The 19,446-nt window shown below is 64.5% G+C and carries 22 protein-coding genes and 4 tRNA genes; 12 read left to right on the top strand and 14 right to left on the bottom strand.

What is annotated here, in order from left to right; translation table 11 throughout:
- Nucleotides 1-81: 81 nt before the first annotated feature.
- From QM588_RS11830 to QM588_RS11805, 6 genes are all read right to left on the bottom strand, one after another.
- On the bottom strand, nt 82-669 hold the full coding sequence (locus QM588_RS11830; protein ID WP_283313432.1) for a polysaccharide pyruvyl transferase family protein: 588 nt from the start codon (nt 667-669) through the stop codon (nt 82-84).
- Nucleotides 670-681: 12 nt separating this feature from the next.
- Entirely contained in the window at nt 682-894 is a 213-nt protein-coding gene (locus QM588_RS11825; RefSeq protein ID WP_283313431.1) for a hypothetical protein, read from the bottom strand.
- A gap of 124 nt (nt 895-1,018) precedes the next feature.
- Complete coding sequence (msrB, locus tag QM588_RS11820; RefSeq protein ID WP_027496925.1) at nt 1,019-1,447, bottom strand: peptide-methionine (R)-S-oxide reductase MsrB; 429 nt, start codon at nt 1,445-1,447, stop codon at nt 1,019-1,021.
- A gap of 27 nt (nt 1,448-1,474) precedes the next feature.
- A complete protein-coding gene (locus QM588_RS11815) occupies nt 1,475-2,713 on the bottom strand; it encodes a glycosyltransferase family 87 protein (protein ID WP_283313430.1) in 1,239 nt (412 codons plus the stop codon).
- A gap of 86 nt (nt 2,714-2,799) precedes the next feature.
- The gene (locus QM588_RS11810) at nt 2,800-4,374 is read right to left on the bottom strand and encodes an alpha/beta fold hydrolase (RefSeq protein ID WP_283313428.1); all 1,575 of its coding nucleotides are present in this window, start codon (nt 4,372-4,374) and stop codon (nt 2,800-2,802) included.
- A 48-nt stretch (nt 4,375-4,422) separates the two neighbouring features.
- Nucleotides 4,423-5,208, bottom strand: a complete 786-nt coding sequence (locus QM588_RS11805) for a pyrimidine reductase family protein (protein ID WP_283313426.1) — start codon at nt 5,206-5,208, stop codon at nt 4,423-4,425.
- A 34-nt stretch (nt 5,209-5,242) separates the two neighbouring features.
- Here QM588_RS11805 and zapE point away from each other — a divergent pair, with 34 nt between their 5' ends.
- Entirely contained in the window at nt 5,243-6,256 is a 1,014-nt protein-coding gene (gene zapE, locus QM588_RS11800) for a cell division protein ZapE (RefSeq protein WP_283313425.1), read from the top strand.
- A 6-nt stretch (nt 6,257-6,262) separates the two neighbouring features.
- Here zapE and QM588_RS11795 read toward each other — a convergent pair whose 3' ends face one another.
- From QM588_RS11795 to QM588_RS11765, 7 genes are all read right to left on the bottom strand, one after another.
- Entirely contained in the window at nt 6,263-6,790 is a 528-nt protein-coding gene (locus QM588_RS11795) for a GNAT family N-acetyltransferase (RefSeq protein WP_283313423.1), read from the bottom strand.
- Entirely contained in the window at nt 6,787-7,239 is a 453-nt protein-coding gene (locus QM588_RS11790) for a hypothetical protein (protein WP_283313421.1), read from the bottom strand. The genes QM588_RS11795 and QM588_RS11790 overlap by 4 nt, the downstream gene beginning before the upstream one ends.
- 17 nt (nt 7,240-7,256) lie before the next feature.
- Nucleotides 7,257-7,964 carry an alpha/beta hydrolase family protein gene (locus QM588_RS11785; RefSeq protein ID WP_283313418.1) on the bottom strand — a complete coding sequence of 236 codons (708 nt, stop codon included), beginning with the start codon at nt 7,962-7,964 and terminating at the stop codon, nt 7,257-7,259.
- Nucleotides 7,957-8,334 (bottom strand): hypothetical protein, encoded by a 378-nt coding sequence (locus QM588_RS11780; RefSeq protein WP_283313417.1) that lies wholly within the window; start codon nt 8,332-8,334, stop codon nt 7,957-7,959. The genes QM588_RS11785 and QM588_RS11780 overlap by 8 nt, the downstream gene beginning before the upstream one ends.
- Nucleotides 8,335-8,461: 127 nt before the next feature.
- Nucleotides 8,462-8,536: transfer RNA gene (locus tag QM588_RS11775), tRNA-Val, on the bottom strand.
- Between the two features lie 38 nt (nt 8,537-8,574).
- Nucleotides 8,575-8,645 (bottom strand) — tRNA-Cys (locus tag QM588_RS11770).
- A 17-nt stretch (nt 8,646-8,662) separates the two neighbouring features.
- Nucleotides 8,663-8,734, bottom strand: a tRNA-Gly gene (locus tag QM588_RS11765).
- Between the two features lie 265 nt (nt 8,735-8,999).
- On the opposite strand from QM588_RS11765, the gene QM588_RS11760 reads away from it, so the two are divergent.
- From QM588_RS11760 to pdxS, 9 genes are all read left to right on the top strand, one after another.
- Nucleotides 9,000-9,071, top strand: a tRNA-Val gene (locus QM588_RS11760).
- A gap of 147 nt (nt 9,072-9,218) precedes the next feature.
- Nucleotides 9,219-9,611, top strand: a complete 393-nt coding sequence (locus tag QM588_RS11755) for a TIGR02611 family protein (protein ID WP_094621941.1) — start codon at nt 9,219-9,221, stop codon at nt 9,609-9,611.
- Nucleotides 9,612-9,712: 101 nt separating this feature from the next.
- Nucleotides 9,713-11,773, top strand: coding sequence for a threonine--tRNA ligase (gene thrS, locus QM588_RS11750; RefSeq protein WP_283313578.1), 2,061 nt, complete (start codon nt 9,713-9,715; stop codon nt 11,771-11,773).
- Between the two features lies 1 nt (nt 11,774).
- Nucleotides 11,775-12,329: an HIT family protein gene (locus QM588_RS11745; protein ID WP_027496935.1), complete on the top strand. Its 555-nt coding sequence runs from the start codon at nt 11,775-11,777 to the stop codon at nt 12,327-12,329.
- Between the two features lie 25 nt (nt 12,330-12,354).
- A complete protein-coding gene (gene pgsA, locus QM588_RS11740) occupies nt 12,355-13,038 on the top strand; it encodes a phosphatidylinositol phosphate synthase (RefSeq protein WP_283313415.1) in 684 nt (227 codons plus the stop codon).
- Nucleotides 13,035-13,940 carry a phosphatidylinositol mannoside acyltransferase gene (locus QM588_RS11735; protein WP_283313414.1) on the top strand — a complete coding sequence of 302 codons (906 nt, stop codon included), beginning with the start codon at nt 13,035-13,037 and terminating at the stop codon, nt 13,938-13,940. Before pgsA ends, QM588_RS11735 begins: the two co-directional genes overlap by 4 nt.
- Nucleotides 13,937-15,061, top strand: coding sequence for a glycosyltransferase family 4 protein (locus tag QM588_RS11730; RefSeq protein WP_283313412.1), 1,125 nt, complete (start codon nt 13,937-13,939; stop codon nt 15,059-15,061). Before QM588_RS11735 ends, QM588_RS11730 begins: the two co-directional genes overlap by 4 nt.
- Nucleotides 15,061-16,086 carry an NUDIX hydrolase gene (locus QM588_RS11725; protein WP_032365079.1) on the top strand — a complete coding sequence of 342 codons (1,026 nt, stop codon included), beginning with the start codon at nt 15,061-15,063 and terminating at the stop codon, nt 16,084-16,086. Before QM588_RS11730 ends, QM588_RS11725 begins: the two co-directional genes overlap by 1 nt.
- Before the next feature lie 240 nt (nt 16,087-16,326).
- Nucleotides 16,327-17,202 (top strand): pyridoxal 5'-phosphate synthase lyase subunit PdxS, encoded by an 876-nt coding sequence (pdxS, locus tag QM588_RS11720; protein ID WP_094652899.1) that lies wholly within the window; start codon nt 16,327-16,329, stop codon nt 17,200-17,202.
- A gap of 22 nt (nt 17,203-17,224) precedes the next feature.
- On the opposite strand, the gene QM588_RS11715 is transcribed toward pdxS, so the two are convergent.
- Nucleotides 17,225-17,878 carry a hypothetical protein gene (locus QM588_RS11715; protein WP_283313410.1) on the bottom strand — a complete coding sequence of 218 codons (654 nt, stop codon included), beginning with the start codon at nt 17,876-17,878 and terminating at the stop codon, nt 17,225-17,227.
- Between the two features lie 40 nt (nt 17,879-17,918).
- Between QM588_RS11715 and QM588_RS11710 the strand changes: the two genes are divergently transcribed.
- Together QM588_RS11710 and pdxT are read left to right on the top strand one after the other, a co-directional pair.
- Nucleotides 17,919-18,770 (top strand): acyl-CoA thioesterase, encoded by an 852-nt coding sequence (locus QM588_RS11710; protein WP_027496942.1) that lies wholly within the window; start codon nt 17,919-17,921, stop codon nt 18,768-18,770.
- Complete coding sequence (pdxT, locus tag QM588_RS11705) at nt 18,767-19,369, top strand: pyridoxal 5'-phosphate synthase glutaminase subunit PdxT (protein WP_283313408.1); 603 nt, start codon at nt 18,767-18,769, stop codon at nt 19,367-19,369. Before QM588_RS11710 ends, pdxT begins: the two co-directional genes overlap by 4 nt.
- The last annotated feature ends 77 nt before the right edge of the window (nt 19,370-19,446 follow it).

The raw sequence follows: 19,446 nt of genomic DNA, 5'->3' as shown, positions 1-19,446 counted from the left end.
GTATGCACCGTCGTAACAGGGCACTCGAAAGCGATCGTGTGGGAGCGAACGATGACCGGCTCGAGTGTCGGCCTGTCGAATTCAAGCTGTGTAGGGCGGAGCGAACGGAAAGGCTCCGATCAATTTGTCTTGAATCTCTTTCAGATTGGGGACCGGCCGATATTCGTGTTGTAGCTGCGCCATTCGATCGTGATCTCGCGCAAGGTCCGAGGGATGCTGGACAGCGTCTCGGTCGAAAGCAGAGTAATAATCGGCGAATTTGTATCCGTTGCCGCCTATGTCTTGCGGCAGCTTTATCCACGCGTTGGGGATGCCGTACGAGTCTGCGACGATCAACCCGTGCAAACTCGTGGACATCACGAAGTCACATGCAGTGATGTCGGCGATGACCTTGGCCGGCTTTCTGGACGGGTCGATCAACGTGACGCTCTTGTCTCGCGCAAGCGAGCGCACTACGGGATCCTTCTTGTGCACCCAGTGGTAGACGAGGCCGATCCGGCCGGGTACACGTGGGGAGCGTGCATAGACTTGGTTCGCCAGCAGCCCGGGGTCCCCGACCGCGACCTCGCGCTCGGACCTGATGCGTCCCAGCGACAGATGTCCGCGAACCGCGTAGAAGTCGAAATCGGGGTAGCTGAAGTCTCGTTCGTGGGCGGCGTCACTGAGCATGAAACCCGAGCCCTAGACCTTGAGACCCTTCCGGGCCTGCATGAGCTGGACCATTTCCAGGGTGGAACCTGCCCCGATCATGTCGCAGCGCTTCGCGCGACGCCAGGAACACTTCTGCCCGAACAATGATCCGACCAGTCCCGGCGTCAATTCGTCACCGAAATTGGGTGTGACGCCGGTGATTTTCACCTGGCGCCACCAGAAGGTCTTGATCGACGTGGCCACAACCCAAAGCTACCCTAACGATCGGGTCAACCAGAGGTAATCTTCGGATTGTGCGGCTCCGTCTCGACGCATCCTCAACTGCAGTTCGCCGAGTGCGCGGCGATCCCCGGGATGTCCAGACCGATCACGATGCAGGCTTGAGCACCAACGAGATCGAGTTGATGCAGTACCGCTGGTCGGTCGGTGTGGGGTAGCCCTCGCCCTCGAAGACGTGGCCGAGGTGGCTGTGGCAGTTGCGGCAGACGACCTCGACGCGGCGCATGCCGAGAGTGGTGTCCTCTTTCAGGATGACGGCGTCGCTGTCGGCCGGGTCGAAGAACGACGGCCAGCCGCAATGGGATTCGAACTTCTCGGTGCTGCGGAACAGTTCGGCTCCGCAGGCGCGGCACTCGTAGATGCCTTCGGTGGTGGTGTCGGTGTATTCGCCGACGCCCGGGCGCTCGGTACCGGCCTGACGCAGAACCGCGTACTCCTCGGGTGTCAGCTTCTCCCGCCACTGCGCGTCGGTGAGCTGGACTGCCGGAGCGGCATTGTTGTCTGTTGCTGAACTCATGCTCACACGCTAATACGATTTGCCGGGTTATGCCGTTTTCGCTGGTGACGCAGTCGGTAACAGGTAGCTGGGCTCGATTCCCTCGTCGAGTCGTCCCTCTGCTCTCGCGGCGAACCAGCGTCCGACGAGCACTCCGAAGATCACGACGATCAGCAGCGCCCAACCGAAGGTGGTGCGGAGATAGTCGAGGGCCCGGCCGGTTTCGATCCACCGTCCGGACAACCAACGATCGGCGTTCATGAACCCGTAGATTGCGAGCCAGGCCGGCCAGTTCCGGAGTAGCGAGTTCCTCAGAACGACCGTCATGAGCAATGGGAACAGCATCATCGAGTAGTACATCTGGCCCAGTGAGCCCAGCAGCCAGTGCGCGGTGAGGATCAGGCCGGAGGTGGTGGCGAAGAAGAACAGTCGATCTTCTCGGCAGTACCGGTAGAGCAGCCACAGCGAGACCAACACCATGATGCCCAGGACGGCGCGAATGCCGAGGGTCAGGAACTCGGGCACCCCGTAGTAACGGCCGTTGCCGACGACAGCGCTGTTGAAGTAGTCACGCGTCTGCAGCAGGTACGGCAGCGTCCGATCGATGAAATTCATGGGATCCACCGACAACGGCCAGGCAATGGCCATCATCACCACCGGTATGGCGATCGAGGTGATGAACACCTTCCACTGTCTCGTCATAAGGGGGAGCAGCAGCAGTGGTGCGAGCATCGGCTTGATCGCCAGCGTCAAACCCATCGCGACGCCGGCGGACAAATCCTTGCGCTGCAACAGGAAACCGAGAAACGCCACTTCGCCGAGGAGTACGAAACCGTTGAAGTTGGTGAACACCAGTGTGTTCGTCACCGTCTCGCTGACGAAAGCAGCGAGGAGCAGGGCGGGTGCAGCCACCGAGTCCAGCCGAAACCCGAAGATGCGCAACAAGATGTACAGCGCGACGAGGATGGCCACGGTGCTGGCGAGTATGAACAACCAGCGCGAGCGCTCCGGGTCGATGATGGCAATGGGGGAGAGCAACATCGTCGCGCTCGGCTGGTAAAGGTAGTGAGGATCGACCGAATCGAAGTTCGCGGTGTATACCGGCTGCCGGTTGAGGAACGCGAGAGCTGCGTTGTACACCGGGTTGAAGTCGTTGGTGACATCGCCGTTGACAGCCCTGATCACCACCCGATGCACGACGGTCATGATGGCGATCGGCCAGAGCGCGTACTTGATTACTTCGGCGGTGGTCCGCCCGGTACGCGGCTCCAGAAAGCTAAGTGACACCCGCGAACGGTACCCGAGACGGTCGGTGCGCCCGTCCAGGACACCCCGCGGGGCCCGTGTCTTTCGCGACCCTCCGAGGAGTCGAGTCAGGCCGGACAGACGGTGCCGTCGGTCGGAAGCGTCGTGTCTCGGGCGTAGGTGACAGCAGCACTCTGCAGGCACTGCGACCCGCCGATGCTCGGATGACCGCTGCCCTGCCAGGCGGCCGACGCGACGCCGGCACCGGTCGCACCGATCAGGCCGGTGACCGAGGACAGGCCGCCGTTGCCGACGATCGGGTCGCCGGCGTTGGACAGAACCAGGACCGGAACGTCCAGCGAGGTAAGCAGTGGGACGGAGGGAGCCGTCGGCCAGGACGAGCACAACAATGCCGTCAAGGCAGCGTCGGTTCCGTAGATCGGGTAGCGGTCGGTCCACCCCGGTGCCAGGTCGCGGACGCCCTGCGGAGAAGGCCACTGCTGCCCGTCCGTGCAGCGGGCGACGAACTGGCCGTCGGTGCCGTACGCCGCCCGGCCTCGTTCGGCGAGCGCTGTGAGCGCAGTCGTATCGGAGGCGGCGGCAGCGGAGAGCGTCGAGGAGAGATCTCTCGCCCGCGTGGACGCGTCTCCCGCGGTCGAGGCCAGAGCGAAGGTGATCGCGTCGAGAATTTCGTGAGTCGACAGGGGTGCGAATTCGCCGCCGGCAGCGCGCTTCATCAACTGCGCCACTGCGGCCGTCGGGTCACTTCCGAGCGAGCAGTTCAGCGCAACGCAACGCTGCGCGAAGGCAGAGAACGCCGCTTCCTTGCCCTGAGTCCGCTGCTCGGCGAGCGTTATCTGGTCGGCGTTGACGCCTGTCGGCGAATCCAGGATCAGACGCGAGACGTTGTCGGGGAACTTTGCGGCGTAGGCCATAGCGGTGAGAGAACCGTTCCCCGCGCCGATCAAGCCGATCCGGTCCACGCCCCACAGCTGTCGAAGCCGATCGAGATCGTCCGCGGCGTACCCGGTGCCGAAGGCGAGTTCCTGCGGCTGCAGGGTGTCGGTGCATTCGATGGTGGCGTCTCGTCCGGCGTCGACCGCGCGGTCGACGGAGTCCGAGTCGGATCTGGTGAACTGTCCCAGGGCATCGACGGCAGCCTTGGTAGGCGTCTGGGGGGTGTCGTCGATGCAGTCCACGGCCGTCGAGCGTCCGATGCCGCGGCGATCCACGGCAACGATCGGATGCGCCTCGAGCAGCGTGGCGAGTGGGCCGGCGGCCATCGTGGCCAAGGTTGCGATGGACGAACGATCCGAACCGGACGTGAACACCAGGGGCCCGGCATCGACGGGTGTCCGGTCGAGCTTGGCCCGAAGCGCCCCGACGGCGAAGGTGCCGAACATCTGACCGCTGGCGTCGACATCGGCTTCGTACTCACCGCATTCGAGTGTCAGGCCCGGCGTGGTGGCGGTGAGTCCGAACAGTCCGAGGGTGGCCGAGGTGCATTCGGACCAGTCGAGGTCGGTGGTCGGAACAGCGAGTGCAGCCGGTTCGGGCGGGGCTTCGGGAGACGACTCGGCGGGCTGACCAGGAGAGCGCTGCTCCACCGCCACGTCGGGACGGATCGACGGGCCGCCGCCACAGGCTGCGCAGACCGTGGCGACGAGGATTACTGCGGCGAGCAACGAACGTTTCTGCGTCACGGTGCGAGGCTATCTACTTTTGCTTCGCCGCCGCGCCCGCATCTCTCGTCACGGCCGCACCCAGCGGGTCAACAGTGTGCCGTCGGTGTCGCCGAGCACGAGTGCGCGCTGCATGGATGTATCGGCGGCCTGTTCGGCGTGGGCAATGCGGCCGGCGGGCCCACTGATCAGCTTCGGTGAGATCGTCAGGCAGACGTCGTCCGCTGCCCCGTCGGACACCAGCTGCCCGAACAGTCCTGGTCCGCCCTCGCACAGAACGCGACCGAATCCGAGCTGAGACAGAGACTCGACAATGTCGGGGGTCGACACCGATTCGCCGGACATTTCGAGCACCGTCGCGCCGGCCGCCCGGAGTTCGCCTATCGCAGAGCGGTCCGCCGCGGCGGACGTGAGCACCACCGGCATCACCGCTGTGTCCGTCAGTAGGCGAGAACCCGCATCGATGGAGCCCGAGGCGGTGACGACCACGATGGTCGGCACCGGTTCCTGTCCGTTGGCCTGCCGGCGAGCGATGACATCGGGAGACAGGGCGACCCCGCCGTAGTTCTCTCCCCGCGCGGTGCCGGCTCCGACGAGCACCGCATCGCACAGCTCTCGCAGGATGCCGAACAACCGGGTGTCTGCCGGGGTGCCCAATCCGGCCGATGCGCCGTCGGAGGTGACCGACCCGTCGATACTGGAGACGAAGTTGGTACGGATCCACGGTCGGCCCACGTCGGTCGGGTAGGCATACAGGGATCGCAGACCGTCGTCGTCCACTTCGGTTCCAACGGCGGGGAACGCTGCGGCGGCCTGCTCCGATGTGAAGTAGGTCCCAATATCGAGAAGCTGCATGAGTCACATGAGACCACGTCGTTACGCTCGGCCAATGCCCGCACGCCTTGTCGACCGAAATCCCGTGGTCCCCTCCGATCAGCTGATCGCACAGATGGTTCCCCCGGCGATGTTCGACGACGTCAGCTTTTCCTCGTACATTCCCGATCCCAAGGAGCCGACGCAGGCCGCTGCGGTCGCGAAGGCCGAGGAATTCGCGAACAAGGTGCAGAAGATTCGCGGCAAGGGCAAGCGCGGACTGTTCGGTAAGAAGACCCCGGCCACCGGTGCGGGGCTCTACCTCGACGGCGGTTTCGGCGTCGGCAAGACCCACTTGCTGGCCTCGATCTATCACAGCGTCCCCGAACCGAAGGCGTTCGGCACGTTCGTGGAGTTGACGCACGTCGTCGGTGCTCTGGGCTTCAACAAGGCTCTCGAAGAGCTCTCGAACCACAGCGTTCTGTGCATCGACGAGTTCGAGCTCGACGATCCGGGCGACACGATGTTGGTCTCACGACTGTTGTCGGAGCTGTCGCAGCGCGGCGTGTCCATCGTGGCGACGTCGAACACCCTGCCCGGCCAGCTCGGCGAGGGCCGCTTCGCGGCCGAGGACTTCCTGCGGGAGATCAAGAAGCTCGGCTCCATCTTCGAGTCGGTCCGCGTCGACGGTCCCGATTACCGGCACCGCGATCTGCCGCCGGCCCCGGAGCCGACGTCGGAGGCCGAGCTCACCGAGCGTGCCAACGGTATCGAGGGCGCGACCCTGGACGATTTCGACGACCTGCTGGCACACCTGAGCACGCTGCACCCCTCGCGCTACGGCAAGTTGCTCGACGGAGTTCCTGCGGTGTTCCTGAAGAACGTGCACCCGGCTTCCGATCAGGCAATTGCTTTGCGACTGGTCGTTCTGGCCGACCGTCTGTACGACGCGGGCATTCCGGTGACGGCCTCGGGCGGCAAGCTCGACGAGATCTTCACGGAGGAGATGTTGGCCGGCGGGTACCGCAAGAAGTACCTACGCGCTACCTCGCGTCTGCTGGCGTTGTCCCGCTTCGCCGCTGTCGGCTGACCTGCTTCAGAGCTGAACCTGCATGACGTAGTCGTCGTGCGTCCGGTCGCCGACGACGAACGTCTTGGTGCCGGCTATCTCGAATCCGTGCTTGGCGTAGAACTTCTGGGCGCGGACGTTCTGCTGGTTGACGCCCAACCACGCTCCTCGGCAGCCGTGCCGACGGGCGCTGTCGAGTGCCGACGTCATCAGGCGCGCTGCGACTCCGCCGCCGTGTTCGGTGGGTCGTACGTAGAGTTTGCTGATCTCGACAGTCGGCTCGTGGGACAGCGCCGAGCGGATGCCGGAGTCGGCAGGAGTGCCGAACACCAGCATCGCGTATCCGAGTACCTGTGACTCGACCGACTCGTCGATCAGAACGGTTCTGTTTCGGTCGACGATGTAACTCTCGAAGTGCTTGGTCGACAACACGTTCGAGATGAAGTCCTCGATATCGCCGGGTTGCGTTCCCGGTGGGCAGGCCAGGGGGAAGGTCAGTGCGGCCAGGTCGGCGACTCGATGCGCATCCACCGGGTCCGCCTCACGAACGCTCACAGCTGATCGACGGCATTCTTTGCGTCCCGCAACGACAGGCCGGTTCGATCGCGCAAGAGTTTGATCGCCGCAATCGCTTTGCCTTCCGACTTGAGAGCCGTCAGCCGGGGAAGGAGATCGTCCCATCGCACGGGACCCGAACTCGCCGCATCGAGAATGGTCGACGAGGGAGGAAAAGGTGCTCCGCGTTGCATTGTCTCGATTGCGTTCTTGGCATCGAGCAAACCGGCACCGGTTCGATCACGGAAGACCTTGATGGCTTGAATCTTCTTGTTGGCGGCCAACAACTGATGAATTTCTGCGCGAGCGTTGTCGTCCAGGCCTACCAACTTCGGTGTCTGAGAAGTGGCACGCGATCTGTCGGGCTTTCGGCGCGCGAGGAACCAGGCCGCGAGCACCGCAGCATCGACGAGGACCAGCGCAACGATGAACCATCCCCAGGTCGGCATAACGTCAGTACACCATTTCAGCGTGACGGGTCGAAGAGCGGGACGACGCCCGACGGATCGGCGGGCAGCGACTCGAACAGTGAGACGGCAGCATCGAGAGTCCGCTGCGCTGCGTCGTACTTCGCCGGTGCGAGATCGTGGCCTGCGCCGTCGATGTCGATCAGCAGTGTGGGCGCGGGAACCAGAGCGAACGCCGCATCGAGCTCTGTGGTGGTAGCGAACGGATCCTTGGTGCCGTGCAGCACGACAGTGGGGGTCCGTAAGTCGGGCAGATGTTGGGTACGAAGCTTGTCGGGCTTTCCCGGTGGGTGCAGGGGATAGGACGTCAGCACCAGACCGTCCACGAGACCCGGCTGCTCCGACGCGATCATCGATCCCTGCCTGCCGCCGTACGAATGCCCGCCGAACACGACGAACCCGTCGGTTTCCGCACGTAGTCGATCGACGGCCGCGGCGATCCCCATCCGGTCCTCCTCGGAACGGGAGGGATGCGGAGGACCCTTGGCCTTGCGGACTCGGAACGGGAGGTCGAACCGCAACACCGTGAAGCCGGCCGCCGCCCACACCGACGCAATGTTCTGTAGGAGCACCGACCCACAGTTGCCGCCCGCACCGTGAGTGAGAGCGAGCCCTCCGCGCGACGGGATCGGCGGCGTGTGAAGAAACGCGACGCCCCCGCCGAGTTCGATGTCGGCGGGGGCGTCGGGAACGTCGTGTTCAGCCATCGGTCGAGGACGTTACCTTTTCGTCGCTGCCGGCGTGATGGGTGTCCGTGCTGTCTGTTTCGGAGCTGTCGGATGCATCCTGATCGTCGGCATCCACCATCTCACCGTTGTCGTCGACCATGTCGGCAAAGGCTGTACCCGCGACGGTGCCGTTGGTTCCGGGGAGAGCCACAGTGGGCCGAGCGCCGGGTCGGTATCGGTCGTCGAGTCCCTCGACCGATTTCTTCGCTTCTTCGAGTGTGGCGTCGTCGACCTGAGGTTCGTTGCCGTCGGTCGCGTTACCGGGGCCGGCGGTGTCGCTGGCGTCGCCTGTGGAGGCCGCGTCGGTGGGGGTTTCGTCCGTGGGTGCGCTGCGAGCATCGTCCGACACGTGAGTGTCCTTCCATCGAAGTGTGTGCGTCGTCTCCACTGTGCACTTCTATGGCGTGAATCACCACCGATACTGAACAAGACACAAAAAAGTACCCCCTCGAAAGGGGGTCCTTTTTTTCTGACTGTGGTGCGCGATACTGGGATTGAACCAGTGACCTCTTCCGTGTCAGGGAAGCGCTCTCCCGCTGAGCTAATCGCGCATGTCCTCGCATCGGCCTTCACAACCGATGCACTAACGAGGTGGAGACGGGAATCGAACCCGTGTGCACGGCTTTGCAGGCCGTTGCCTCACCACTCGGCCACTCCACCATGGGTCGAGACCCTCGAGCGGATGACGGGATTCGAACCCGCGACCCTCACCTTGGCAAGGTGATGCGCTACCACTGCGCCACATCCGCATACCCCGGAGGCGATCGCTGCTGGGCAGTTGCTGTCTCCGTGGTGCGGGGAAAACATTAACCCAACGGGAGTGAAACTCACAAATCTCGTGGTCAGCCCCAGAATTCGGGTCTCTGGCTGCTGTGAACCGTGTGAAAGATGGGGTCGAACCGGGTCCGGGGGAGCGAGGTCTGCGCTCGATACAGGCGTCGAATGCGACATGGACGAGCCGGAGCAGGCGATTCGATCCACTGCGACACCTCGTGTTAATGTTTTGCCTCGTTCGGTCCCGTGGCTCAGTGGAAGAGCGTCCGCTTCACACGCGGAAGGTCGCTGGTTCGATCCCAGCCGGGACCACAGACGAAGACTGCCCGCACCGCTTGTCGGTGCGGGCTTTTTCGTGTTCTGTCCCGGTAATCTGGCTCGGTGAGCACCGACGGATCCACGTCCCGCGAGGCGGACGGCAAGACCAGTACAGCGGACTCGAGTGGTCCGGCAGAACAGCTGGCGAAGAAGCATCGACGGTTTCGGTCTCGCATCGCCGAGAACAAGTCGCTCGATCTCGCCTACCGGATCACTGTCGGTGTCGTCGGAGCTCTGGTGTTGGCGTTGGGTGTGCTGGCAATTCCGTACCCCGGCCCCGGCTGGCTGATCGTGTTCGCAGGACTGGGCATCCTGGCCTCGGAGTTCGAGTGGGCCAAGGGCGCGCTGCGCTTCGTCCGCAAGAGGTACGACGCGTTCATGGCCTGGTTCTCGAAGCAGTCGATCGTCGTCAAGGGACTCGGCGTGTTGTTCACGACGGTCGTCGTGCTCGCAACACTGTGGCTTCTGGGCACTTTCGCGCTGGTCGGAGGTTGGTTCGGCCTCGACTGGACCTGGCTCGAGAGTCCCTTGTGACGCACGCGCCGCGCTGAGGGCCGCGCGGTGGCCCGTTGCCGATAGGCTGTCGGAGGCCTTCCTGGCCAGATCGACCGATCGAGGAGTACATCGCTGTGAGCATGCCCGTTGTCGCCGCCGTCTCGCCCGCCCGCATCTCGGTGCAGGCAGGAACGACCGCAGGTACGGCGCTACGCGACACCGGTCTGCCGAACAAGGGTCCCGACGCGATCGTCGTCGTGCGAGATCCGGAGGGCAAGCTCCGTGACCTGTCGTGGGCTCCCGACTCCGATACCGAGGTCGAGCCCGTGCCGGCCAACACCGAGGACGGGCGAAGCGTCATCAGGCATTCGGCTGCGCACGTTCTTGCTCAGGCCGTTCAGGAACTCTTCCCCGATGCCAAGCTGGGCATCGGACCGTTCATCAAGGACGGCTTCTACTACGACTTCGACGTGAAGCAGCCGTTCACCCCCGAGGATCTGACTGCGCTCGAGAAGAAGATGAAGCAGATCGTCAAGGCCGGGCAGCGGTTCTCGCGTCGGGTATACGAATCGGTGGATCAGGCCCGTGAAGAGTTGGCGAACGAGCCGTACAAACTCGAACTGATCGACGACAAGTCCGGGATCGACGATCCCGAGGTCATGGAAGTCGGAGGGGGAGAGCTCACCGCGTACGACAACCTCAATCCCCGTACCGGTGAACGCATCTGGGGCGATCTGTGCCGCGGCCCGCACATCCCCACCACCAAGTATGTGCCAGCGTTCAAGCTCACCCGCAGCTCGGCTGCGTACTGGCGGGGCAACCAGGACAACGCCGATCTGCAACGCATCTACGGCACCGCGTGGGAGTCCACCGAGGCGCTCGACGCTCATCTCGAGTTGCTCGCCGAAGCCGAACGTCGTGATCACCGCAAGCTCGGTTCCGAGTTGGACCTGTTCAGCTTTCCCGACGAACTGGGTTCCGGTCTTCCGGTGTTCCACCCCAAGGGCGGCGTGATCCGCAACGAACTCGAGAACTACTCACGTCAGCGCCACATCGAAGAGGGCTACGAGTTCGTCAACACCCCGCACATCACCAAGGGCCATCTGTACGAGGTGTCCGGTCACCTCGATTGGTACCGGGACGGCATGTTCCCGGCGATGCACCTGGACGCCGAACTCGACGAGAACGGCGACGTGCGCAAGCCCGGCCAGGACTACTACCTCAAGCCGATGAACTGCCCGATGCACAATCTGATCTTCCGCTCCCGAGGGCGCTCGTACCGCGAACTGCCGCTGCGTCTGTTCGAGTTCGGAACGGTGTACCGCTACGAGAAGTCCGGCGTCATCCACGGTCTGACCCGAGTACGCGGCATGACTCAGGACGACGCGCACATCTTCTGCACTCGCGACCAGATGCGCGACGAGCTGACTCGTGCTCTGGAATTCGTTCTCGGACTGCTCAAGGACTACGGACTCGACGACTTCTACCTCGAACTGTCGACTCGCAATCCGGCGAAGTCCGTCGGCAGCGACGAAGTTTGGGAGGAGGCGACCACCACCCTCGCCGAGGTGGCCGAGGCGTCGGGTCTCGGCTTGGTGCCCGACCCGGGCGGTGCCGCGTTCTACGGTCCGAAGATCTCGGTGCAGGCGAAGGATGCGCTCGGCCGCACCTGGCAGATGTCGACCATTCAGCTCGACTTCAACCTGCCCGAGCGTTTCGAGCTCGAGTACACCGGTTCCGGTGGTACCAAGGAGCGCCCGGTGATGATTCACCGTGCCCTGTTCGGATCCATCGAGCGGTTCTTCGGTGTGCTGACCGAGCACTACGCCGGTGCCTTCCCGGCCTGGCTGGCGCCCGTGCAGGTCGTCGGAATTCCGGTGGCCGAGGTGCATCAGGACCACCTCTTCGCGGTGGTGAAGGAACTGAAGAAGCGCGGAGTCAGGGCCGAGGTCGATGCGAGCGACGACCGGATGCAGAAGAAGATCTTCAATCAGACAGCGCAGAAGGTCCCGTTCATGCTGCTGGCCGGCGAGCGCGACGTCGAAGCAGGTGCCGTCAGCTTCCGATTCCGGGACGGCACTCAGGTCAACGGGGTTCCGGTGGCGGAGGCCGTGACCGTGATCACCGAGTGGATCGCCGCGCGCAACAACGCATCACCGACCGCCGAACTCGTGCAGACCAGTACCGCCGGAGTGAGCTGACATGGAAGAACACGACGAGTCGATCGTCGCCACCGGTGCCGGTGAACCGGATCGGCTGCAGCGATTGTGGACTCCCCATCGGATGTCGTACATCGCCGAGGCCCCACAGGGTTCGGCGGAGGGTTCGGCGAAGTCGACCGAGCCGTTCTCCGACATCCCGAAGATGACGGACGAGGACGGACTGGTCGTCGCGCGCGGCGAATCGGTGTATGCCGTACTCAACCTGTACCCGTACAACCCGGGCCACACGATGATCGTGCCGTACCGACGTGTCGCGGCGCTCGAGGATCTCACCCCCGCCGAGAGCTCGGAGCTGATGGCGTTCACGCAGAAGATGATTCGCGTGATCAAGCGAGTGTCGAGCCCGCACGGTTTCAACGTCGGCCTCAATCTCGGGGCGGCTGCGGGTGGTTCTCTGGCCGAGCACCTGCACCAGCACATCGTGCCGCGGTGGGGTGGTGACGCCAACTTCATCACGGTGATCGGCGGCGCCAAGGTGATGCCGCAATTGCTCCGCGATACTCGGGCCCTGCTTGCCTCGGCCTGGAACGAATGAGCCACCGGCACGGGGAGCGTGCGGCGTGCTGAGCATCTTCGGCCGTGCGCCGGTTTCGAAGTTGACGGCCCCGCTGGGCCGCGCGCTCAACAGCACCGGCCTGACTCCGGACTCGGTTACCGTCATCGGCACGGTCGTCACCGTGACCGCTGCGGTGACGATGTTCCCTGCCGGCTACCTGTGGTGGGGCTCGATCGTCATCACCCTGTTCGTTCTGTTCGACATGCTCGACGGCGCGATGGCTCGCGCACGGGGAGGCGGCACCAAGTACGGTGCGGTTCTCGACGCGACGTGCGACCGCGTGGCGGACGGAGCGATCTTCGGCGGACTGGCCTGGTGGGCCGTGTACTCCGAGGACGACAAGCTGCTGCTCGTCGCCACCCTTGTCTGCCTGGTCACCTCGCAGGTGATTTCGTACGCCAAAGCCCGCGCGGAGGCCAGTGGCCTGTCCGCCGACGGTGGTTGGATCGAACGACCCGACCGCCTCGTCATCGTTCTGGTCGGAGCCGGACTCACCGGTGTCGGAAGGCATTTCGACATTCCGTGGCTGGACAGTCTCATCTATCCGGCAATGTGGATTCTCGCCGCGCTGAGCATCGTGACCGTGTTCCAACGAGTGCTCGCCGTCCGCGGATCCGAGGGTGCCCGCGACATCATCGTGCCGCCGGCTCCATCGGTCTCCGACGACGGCGGTGTGGAGCCGACATGAATCTGTCGGAACGCGCGTCCGACGCCGGGTACGCCGCGGGGTGGCGTCTGGTCCGGTCGTTACCCGACGGTGTGGCCCGTAGGTTGTTCGATCGTGGTGCCGACTTCGCATCGTCCCGTAACGGCGGCCCGGATCAGCTCCGCCGCAACCTTGCTCGCGTGCTGGGGACCACAGCGGAGCAGGTGCCGGACGAACTCATCCGAGACAGTGTTCGCTCCTACGCCCGGTACTGGCGTGAGGCATTTCGGCTGCCGTCGATGGACCTGGCTGCTCAGGCCGCCGTCATCGATCGGTGCGTGTACGGCAGGGAGCATCTCGAAGCGGGTCTCGACGCCGGCAAGGGAGTGGTGCTCGCACTACCGCACAGTGGCAACTGGGACATGGCCGGAATGTGGTTGGTGCGCACGCACGGTGGCCTGTCGACCGTGGCAGAGAGGCTGAAGCCCGAGTCGCTGTACCAACGCTTCGTGGCGTATCGCGAGAGCCTGGGTTTCGAGATCTTTCCGCTCAGCGGCGGTGAGCAACCGCCTCTGTCGGCGTTGTCCGAGAGACTGCGCCAGAACAAGGTGGTCTGCCTTCTCGGCGAACGAGATCTGGCCAAGCACGGTGTACCGGTGACCTTCTTCGGGGAACCGACACGAATGCCGGCAGGTGCGGCCAAGCTCGCCATCGACACCGGTGCCACGCTGCTCCCCGTGCACGGGTACTTCGACGGCGACGGTTGGGGATTCGACATCTCGCCCGCTGTGGACGTCTCGCAGGGAGTAGCCGCTGCGACACAGACGGTTGCGGATCATTTCGCCGCCGGAATCCGCGCTCATCCCGCCGATTGGCACATGATGCAGCCGCTGTGGATGGCCGACTGGTCGGCAGAGCGCCGGGCCCGAATCGAGGGCACATGAGAATTGGCATGGTGTGTCCGTACTCGTTCGACGTGCCGGGGGGAGTGCAGGCCCACGTCCAGCAGTTGGCCGAGGTCTTCATCGAGCGCGGTCACCGGGTCAGTGTGCTGGCCCCTGCCTCGGAGGGTGTCGAGCTCCCCGAATTCGTGGTGTCTGCCGGTGAGGCGCTGGCCATTCCGTACAACGGATCGGTCGCCCGGTTGCGATTCGGCCCGGTGACGTACTCACGGATCCGAAAGTGGATCTCGGAGAACGACTTCGACGTGCTGCACATTCACGAGCCCAATGCGCCGAGTCTGTCGATGCTCGCACTCAAGGCCGCGGACGGTCCGATCGTGGCCACGTTCCACACGTCGACCACCAAGTCTCTCGTGCTCAGCACGTTCCAGGGCGTGCTACGGCCGTATCACGAGAAGATCAGCGGCCGGATCGCCGTGTCCGAGTTGGCGCGGCGATGGCAGGTCGAGGCGCTCGGATCCGATGCGGTCGAAATTCCCAACGGTGTCGACGTACCGGCATTCGCCGACGCAGACGTGCTCGACGGCTATCCGCGTCCGGGCCGGACGGTGCTGTTCCTCGGCCGCTTCGACGAGCCGCGGAAGGGAATGGTCGTGCTGCTGGGCGCGCTACCGGCCCTCGTCGAATCTCACCCCGACATCGAAATTCTCATCGTCGGGAGGGGCGACGAGGACAAGCTCCTCAAGGAAGCAGGTGCGCTGGCCTCGCATCTGACCTTCCTCGGCCAGGTGGACGACGCGACGAAGGCCTCCGCGATGCGTAGCGCCGACGTGTATTGCGCCCCCAACCTCGGCGGCGAAAGCTTCGGCATCGTTCTGGTCGAGGCCATGGCAGCCGGAACCCCCGTGGTGGCAAGCGAACTCGACGCCTTCCGTCGGGTCCTGCGCGACGGCGCGTGTGGCCTGCTGGTACCTATCGACGATTCCGCCGCACTCGCGGCAGCCGTGACATCGATTCTGTCCGATGACGCCGTCCGCGAGCGGCTCGTCGACGCCGCCTCGGCGGCCGTGTCCACGTACGACTGGCCCGTCGTCGCCGAACAGATCCTGCGCGTCTACGAGACGGTCACCCTCGGCGGACAGAAAGTTCGAGCCGCGAGCTGATGACACTGTCTGCCGTCACCATCCTGGTTCTCGGACTGATCGCAGTTCTGATCCTCGTCGTCGGGTTGTGGGCGTACGGAACCGCGAACAGGCTCGATCGACTCCACGTTCGCACCGACCTCGCCTGGCAGGCCCTCGACGCTGCACTCGCGCGCCGAGCCGTCGTCGCGCGAGCCGTGTCGGCCGCCACCCGGGGTTCGGTGTCGTCGAGCAAAGAGCTTGCCGCACTGGCAGATCGAGCCGAACGCGCCGACCGATCGCAACGGGAGGAAGCCGAGAACGCGGTGTCCATGGCGCTCGCCGTCGTCGAACCGGCCGCACTGCCACCGCAGCTGGTCGCCGAACTCGCCGACGCCGAAGCACGCGTGTTGATCGCACGACGCTTCCACAACGATGCCGTCCGAGACACCCTCGCTCTGCGGGTACGCCGCCCGGTCCGGTGGCTGCATCTCGGCGGCACCGCGGCCCTGCCGTCGTACTTCGAGATCGCGGAGCGCTCGGCCGCGGCAACGTTCGGTAGTGAGACTCGGGCGACGCCGCGTACCTCTGCGCGGGTGGTGTTGCTCGATGAGCGCGGCCGTGTCCTGCTCCTGCGTGGCCACGACCCCACGGTGCCCGAGACGTTCTTCTGGTTCACCATCGGAGGTGCGGTGGAGAAGGGGGAGTCCCTTCGCGAGGCAGCGGTACGCGAAGTGCACGAGGAGACCGGCCTGACCGTCGACGCGTCCGACCTGCGCGGACCGCTGTGGCGTCGAGTCGCGACCTTCCCGTTCAACGGAACGTTGATCCGGTCCGAGGAACTGTTCTTCGCGCATCGGACGCAGGAGTTCGAGCCCGAAAGTGCCGGGTTCACGGATTTCGAGCGACGAACCGTCACCGGGCATCGCTGGTGTACCGAGGCAGACATCCGGGCACTGAGTGCGGTCGGCGAGAACGTGTACCCACAGGACCTGGCCGAACTTCTCGACGAGGTCAACGTAGCGCTCGCGCGACGCGGCGACCCCGACGTCAGGGCCATTCGCTGACAATCTGGACCTTTCCGACCAGTCCAGCAATCTTCAAGTGGTTATGGGAAACGTGGCGGTAGCGGCCTACAGTTCTGGGCGCGTCGCCGCGCCGGCCTGCCCTTTCGTGGGCAGGGCCGCGGGCTCCGCGCACAAACAAGGATTGCCGAGAACACAGGAGTTGGCTTGAGTACCCCACACGCCCCCAATTCGCCCGCTGCTTCCACTGGATCCGCTGCCGGCGGGTCCAACGAGAACGGAATCGGCACCGCTCGCGTCAAGCGCGGTATGGCCGAGATGCTCAAGGGCGGCGTCATCATGGACGTGGTGACCGCAGACCAGGCGAAGATCGCCGAGGATGCCGGTGCCGTTGCCGTCATGGCGCTCGAGCGCGTTCCTGCCGACATCCGCGCGCAGGGCGGGGTGTCGCGGATGAGCGACCCGGACATGATCGACAGCATCATCTCCTCGGTCAGTATTCCGGTGATGGCCAAGGCCCGCATCGGGCACTTCGTCGAGGCGCAGATCCTGCAGAGTCTGGGCGTCGACTACATCGACGAGTCCGAGGTCCTCACCCCGGCCGACTACGCCAATCACATCGACAAGTGGAATTTCACCGTTCCGTTCGTCTGTGGTGCCACCAACCTGGGTGAAGCGCTTCGTCGAATCACCGAGGGCGCAGCCATGATTCGCTCCAAGGGCGAGGCCGGCACCGGCGACGTCTCGAACGCGACGACCCACATGCGCAAGATTCGCGACGAGATTCGCCGTCTCACATCACTTCCCGAAGACGAGCTGTACGTCGCGGCGAAAGAACTGCAGGCTCCGTACGATCTCGTTGTCGAGATCGCCCGTGCCGGAAAGCTGCCCGTCACGCTGTTCACCGCGGGCGGCATCGCCACCCCGGCCGACGCCGCGATGATGATGCAACTCGGTGCCGAGGGAGTGTTCGTCGGATCGGGAATCTTCAAGTCCGGCAACCCGAAAGAACGTGCCGAGGCAATCGTCAAGGCCACTACGTTCTTCGACGACCCGGACGTACTCGCCAAGGTTTCCCGTGGACTCGGCGAGGCAATGGTCGGCATCAACGTCGACGATCTGCCCGTCGCACACCGGCTCGCCGAGCGCGGTTGGTGACCGTCCTCTTCCGGTCGCGTAGCTACTGACTGCGTTCCAGTGCCGGGCGGTCCGGATGGTCCCACCGGACCGCGAAGTCCGGCCGCTCGGCGCAGTCGTCGATCGAGTCGTTGTACTCGAGCAGTGCCGTGCAGGTCCATTGGTCGGCCGTGTCGGTCCTCCGACGCAGCGCACCCTCGGACAACCGCAACTGCACTCGAAGATCGACGTCCAGTCCTCGGCCCAGCAGCATCGGACCGGCAATCAGGACTATGTGATTCGGCGCGGCCTCGACGGTACGAGCGCGGGCGGATCGATCGGTTGCCTCATCCCACAGACGCGGCAGATAGTGACCTCGGCCACCGGCACGCAGCGGCACGATGACCTCGCGGATCACGGCATCGTAGTCGAACCACACAGTGCGGTAGCTCAATTCGTCCGTTCGCGAATACTCGAATCGAATGGACGCGGGCCGGACGTAATCGTGCAGGTCGACGACGTCGGCAGGGCGGCCCTGCGCGCGGGCGTGTTCGGCTGTGCGAGAGGCGAAGTCGACCGGCTTCGCGGCGTCGGCACCGTCGACGACAACGATCGTTCGCGACCCGACGGGGCACGCATCGACGATCGACCTGGTCAGAAGATCGGGAAATATCGGTATCGGTTGACCCACACCGACCATCTTGCCTGGTCCACTCATTGTTAGCCTGAGCCGTTGTCACAGAAAGGTGGACACAGCCATGGCCAGCATCGAGGACATTCTCGAATTGGAACGAATCGAGAACGACATCTATCGGGGACGCACGTTCCCGAGCCGGCTGCCGCGTACTTTCGGCGGCCAGGTTGCCGGCCAGGCGCTCGTCGCGGCCGTGCGCACCGTGGCACCCGAGTTCCGCGTGCATTCGCTGCACGGCTACTTTCTTCGGCCGGGTAACCCGAACGAGCCGGCCGTGTTCATGGTCGATCGCATTCGGGACGGCCGGTCGTTCTGCACCCGTCGAGTAACCGGAATTCAGCACGGCAAGGCCATCTTCACGATGTCCGCCTCGTTCCACGGCGACGACGACGGGATCTCCCATCAGGACCTCATGCCCGAGGTAGTCGGACCGGAATCGTTGCCCGACCCCACCACCCTGGCGGAGTACGACACCTCCTACTACAAGGAGTGGTCCGAATGGGACATCCGTCTCATTCCCGACGATCAGACCGTCAAGCATCCCAGTTTCGCTGCGCAGCAACGGGTCTGGTTCAGGTACCGTGACACGCTGCCCGACGATCAGGTGTTCCACGTCTGCGCGCTCGCCTACATGAGCGACATGACGCTCATCGGATCGGCCAAGGTGCCGCATCCGGACGCCGTCACGCAGACGGCCTCCCTCGATCACGCGCTGTGGTTCCTCAGGCCGTTCCGAGCGGACGAATGGCTGCTCTACGACCAGACGTCGCCGTCCGCTGATTTCGGACGAGCACTGGCCCAGGGGCGAATCTTCGACATCTCCGGGCGTATGGTCGCCGCCGTCGTCCAAGAGGGACTGATGCGCTTCGAGCGCGACACCTCGAAACCGCACGTCGATCCTTTCGGATTGAAGTGACGCCGCCGACGATCGGCGTACTCGCACTGCAGGGCGATGTCCGCGAGCACTTGGCCGCACTGGAGTCGAGCGGTGGGCATGGAATCACCGTGCGGCGGCCGGACGAACTCGCCCGAATCGACGGGTTGATCATTCCCGGCGGCGAATCCACGACGATGAGCACTCTGCTCGGTGTCTTCGATCTGCTCGGGCCGCTGCGGGCTCGTCTGGCCGACGGCATGCCCGCGTACGGATCGTGCGCGGGGATGATTCTGCTGGCGTCGGACATTCTCGACACCAGGCCCGACGCGGAACACCTCGACGGTCTCGATATCACCGTGCGCCGCAACGCTTTCGGCCGACAGGTCGACTCGTTCGAGACCGATCTCGAATTCGCCGACATCGAGGGCGGACCGATGCGCGCAGTGTTCATTCGCGCGCCCTGGGTCGAGCGTGTCGGTGCGGACGTCGAAGTACTCGCCACCGTCCCGAACGGGCCTGCTGCGGGCCGTGTGGTGGCCGTGCGCCAGAACCGAGTGCTGGCCACCAGCTTCCATCCCGAGGTCACCGGAGACGATCGAGTGCACCGACTCTTCGTGGACATGGTGCGCAGCGCGTAGAAACCCGTAATCGCCGGTTGGGGCGGAGCGATGACACGGGCGAGTAAAGTCGACAACACCGAATTCGAGCAGGAAGG

Source organism: Rhodococcus sp. IEGM 1354 (genome assembly GCF_030056855.1).
In the GTDB taxonomy this organism is placed as follows: Bacteria; Actinomycetota; Actinomycetes; order Mycobacteriales; family Mycobacteriaceae; genus Rhodococcoides.
The sequence above is the reverse complement of the archived record's forward strand: the minus strand, read 5'-3'. Positions and strand labels throughout refer to the sequence as shown.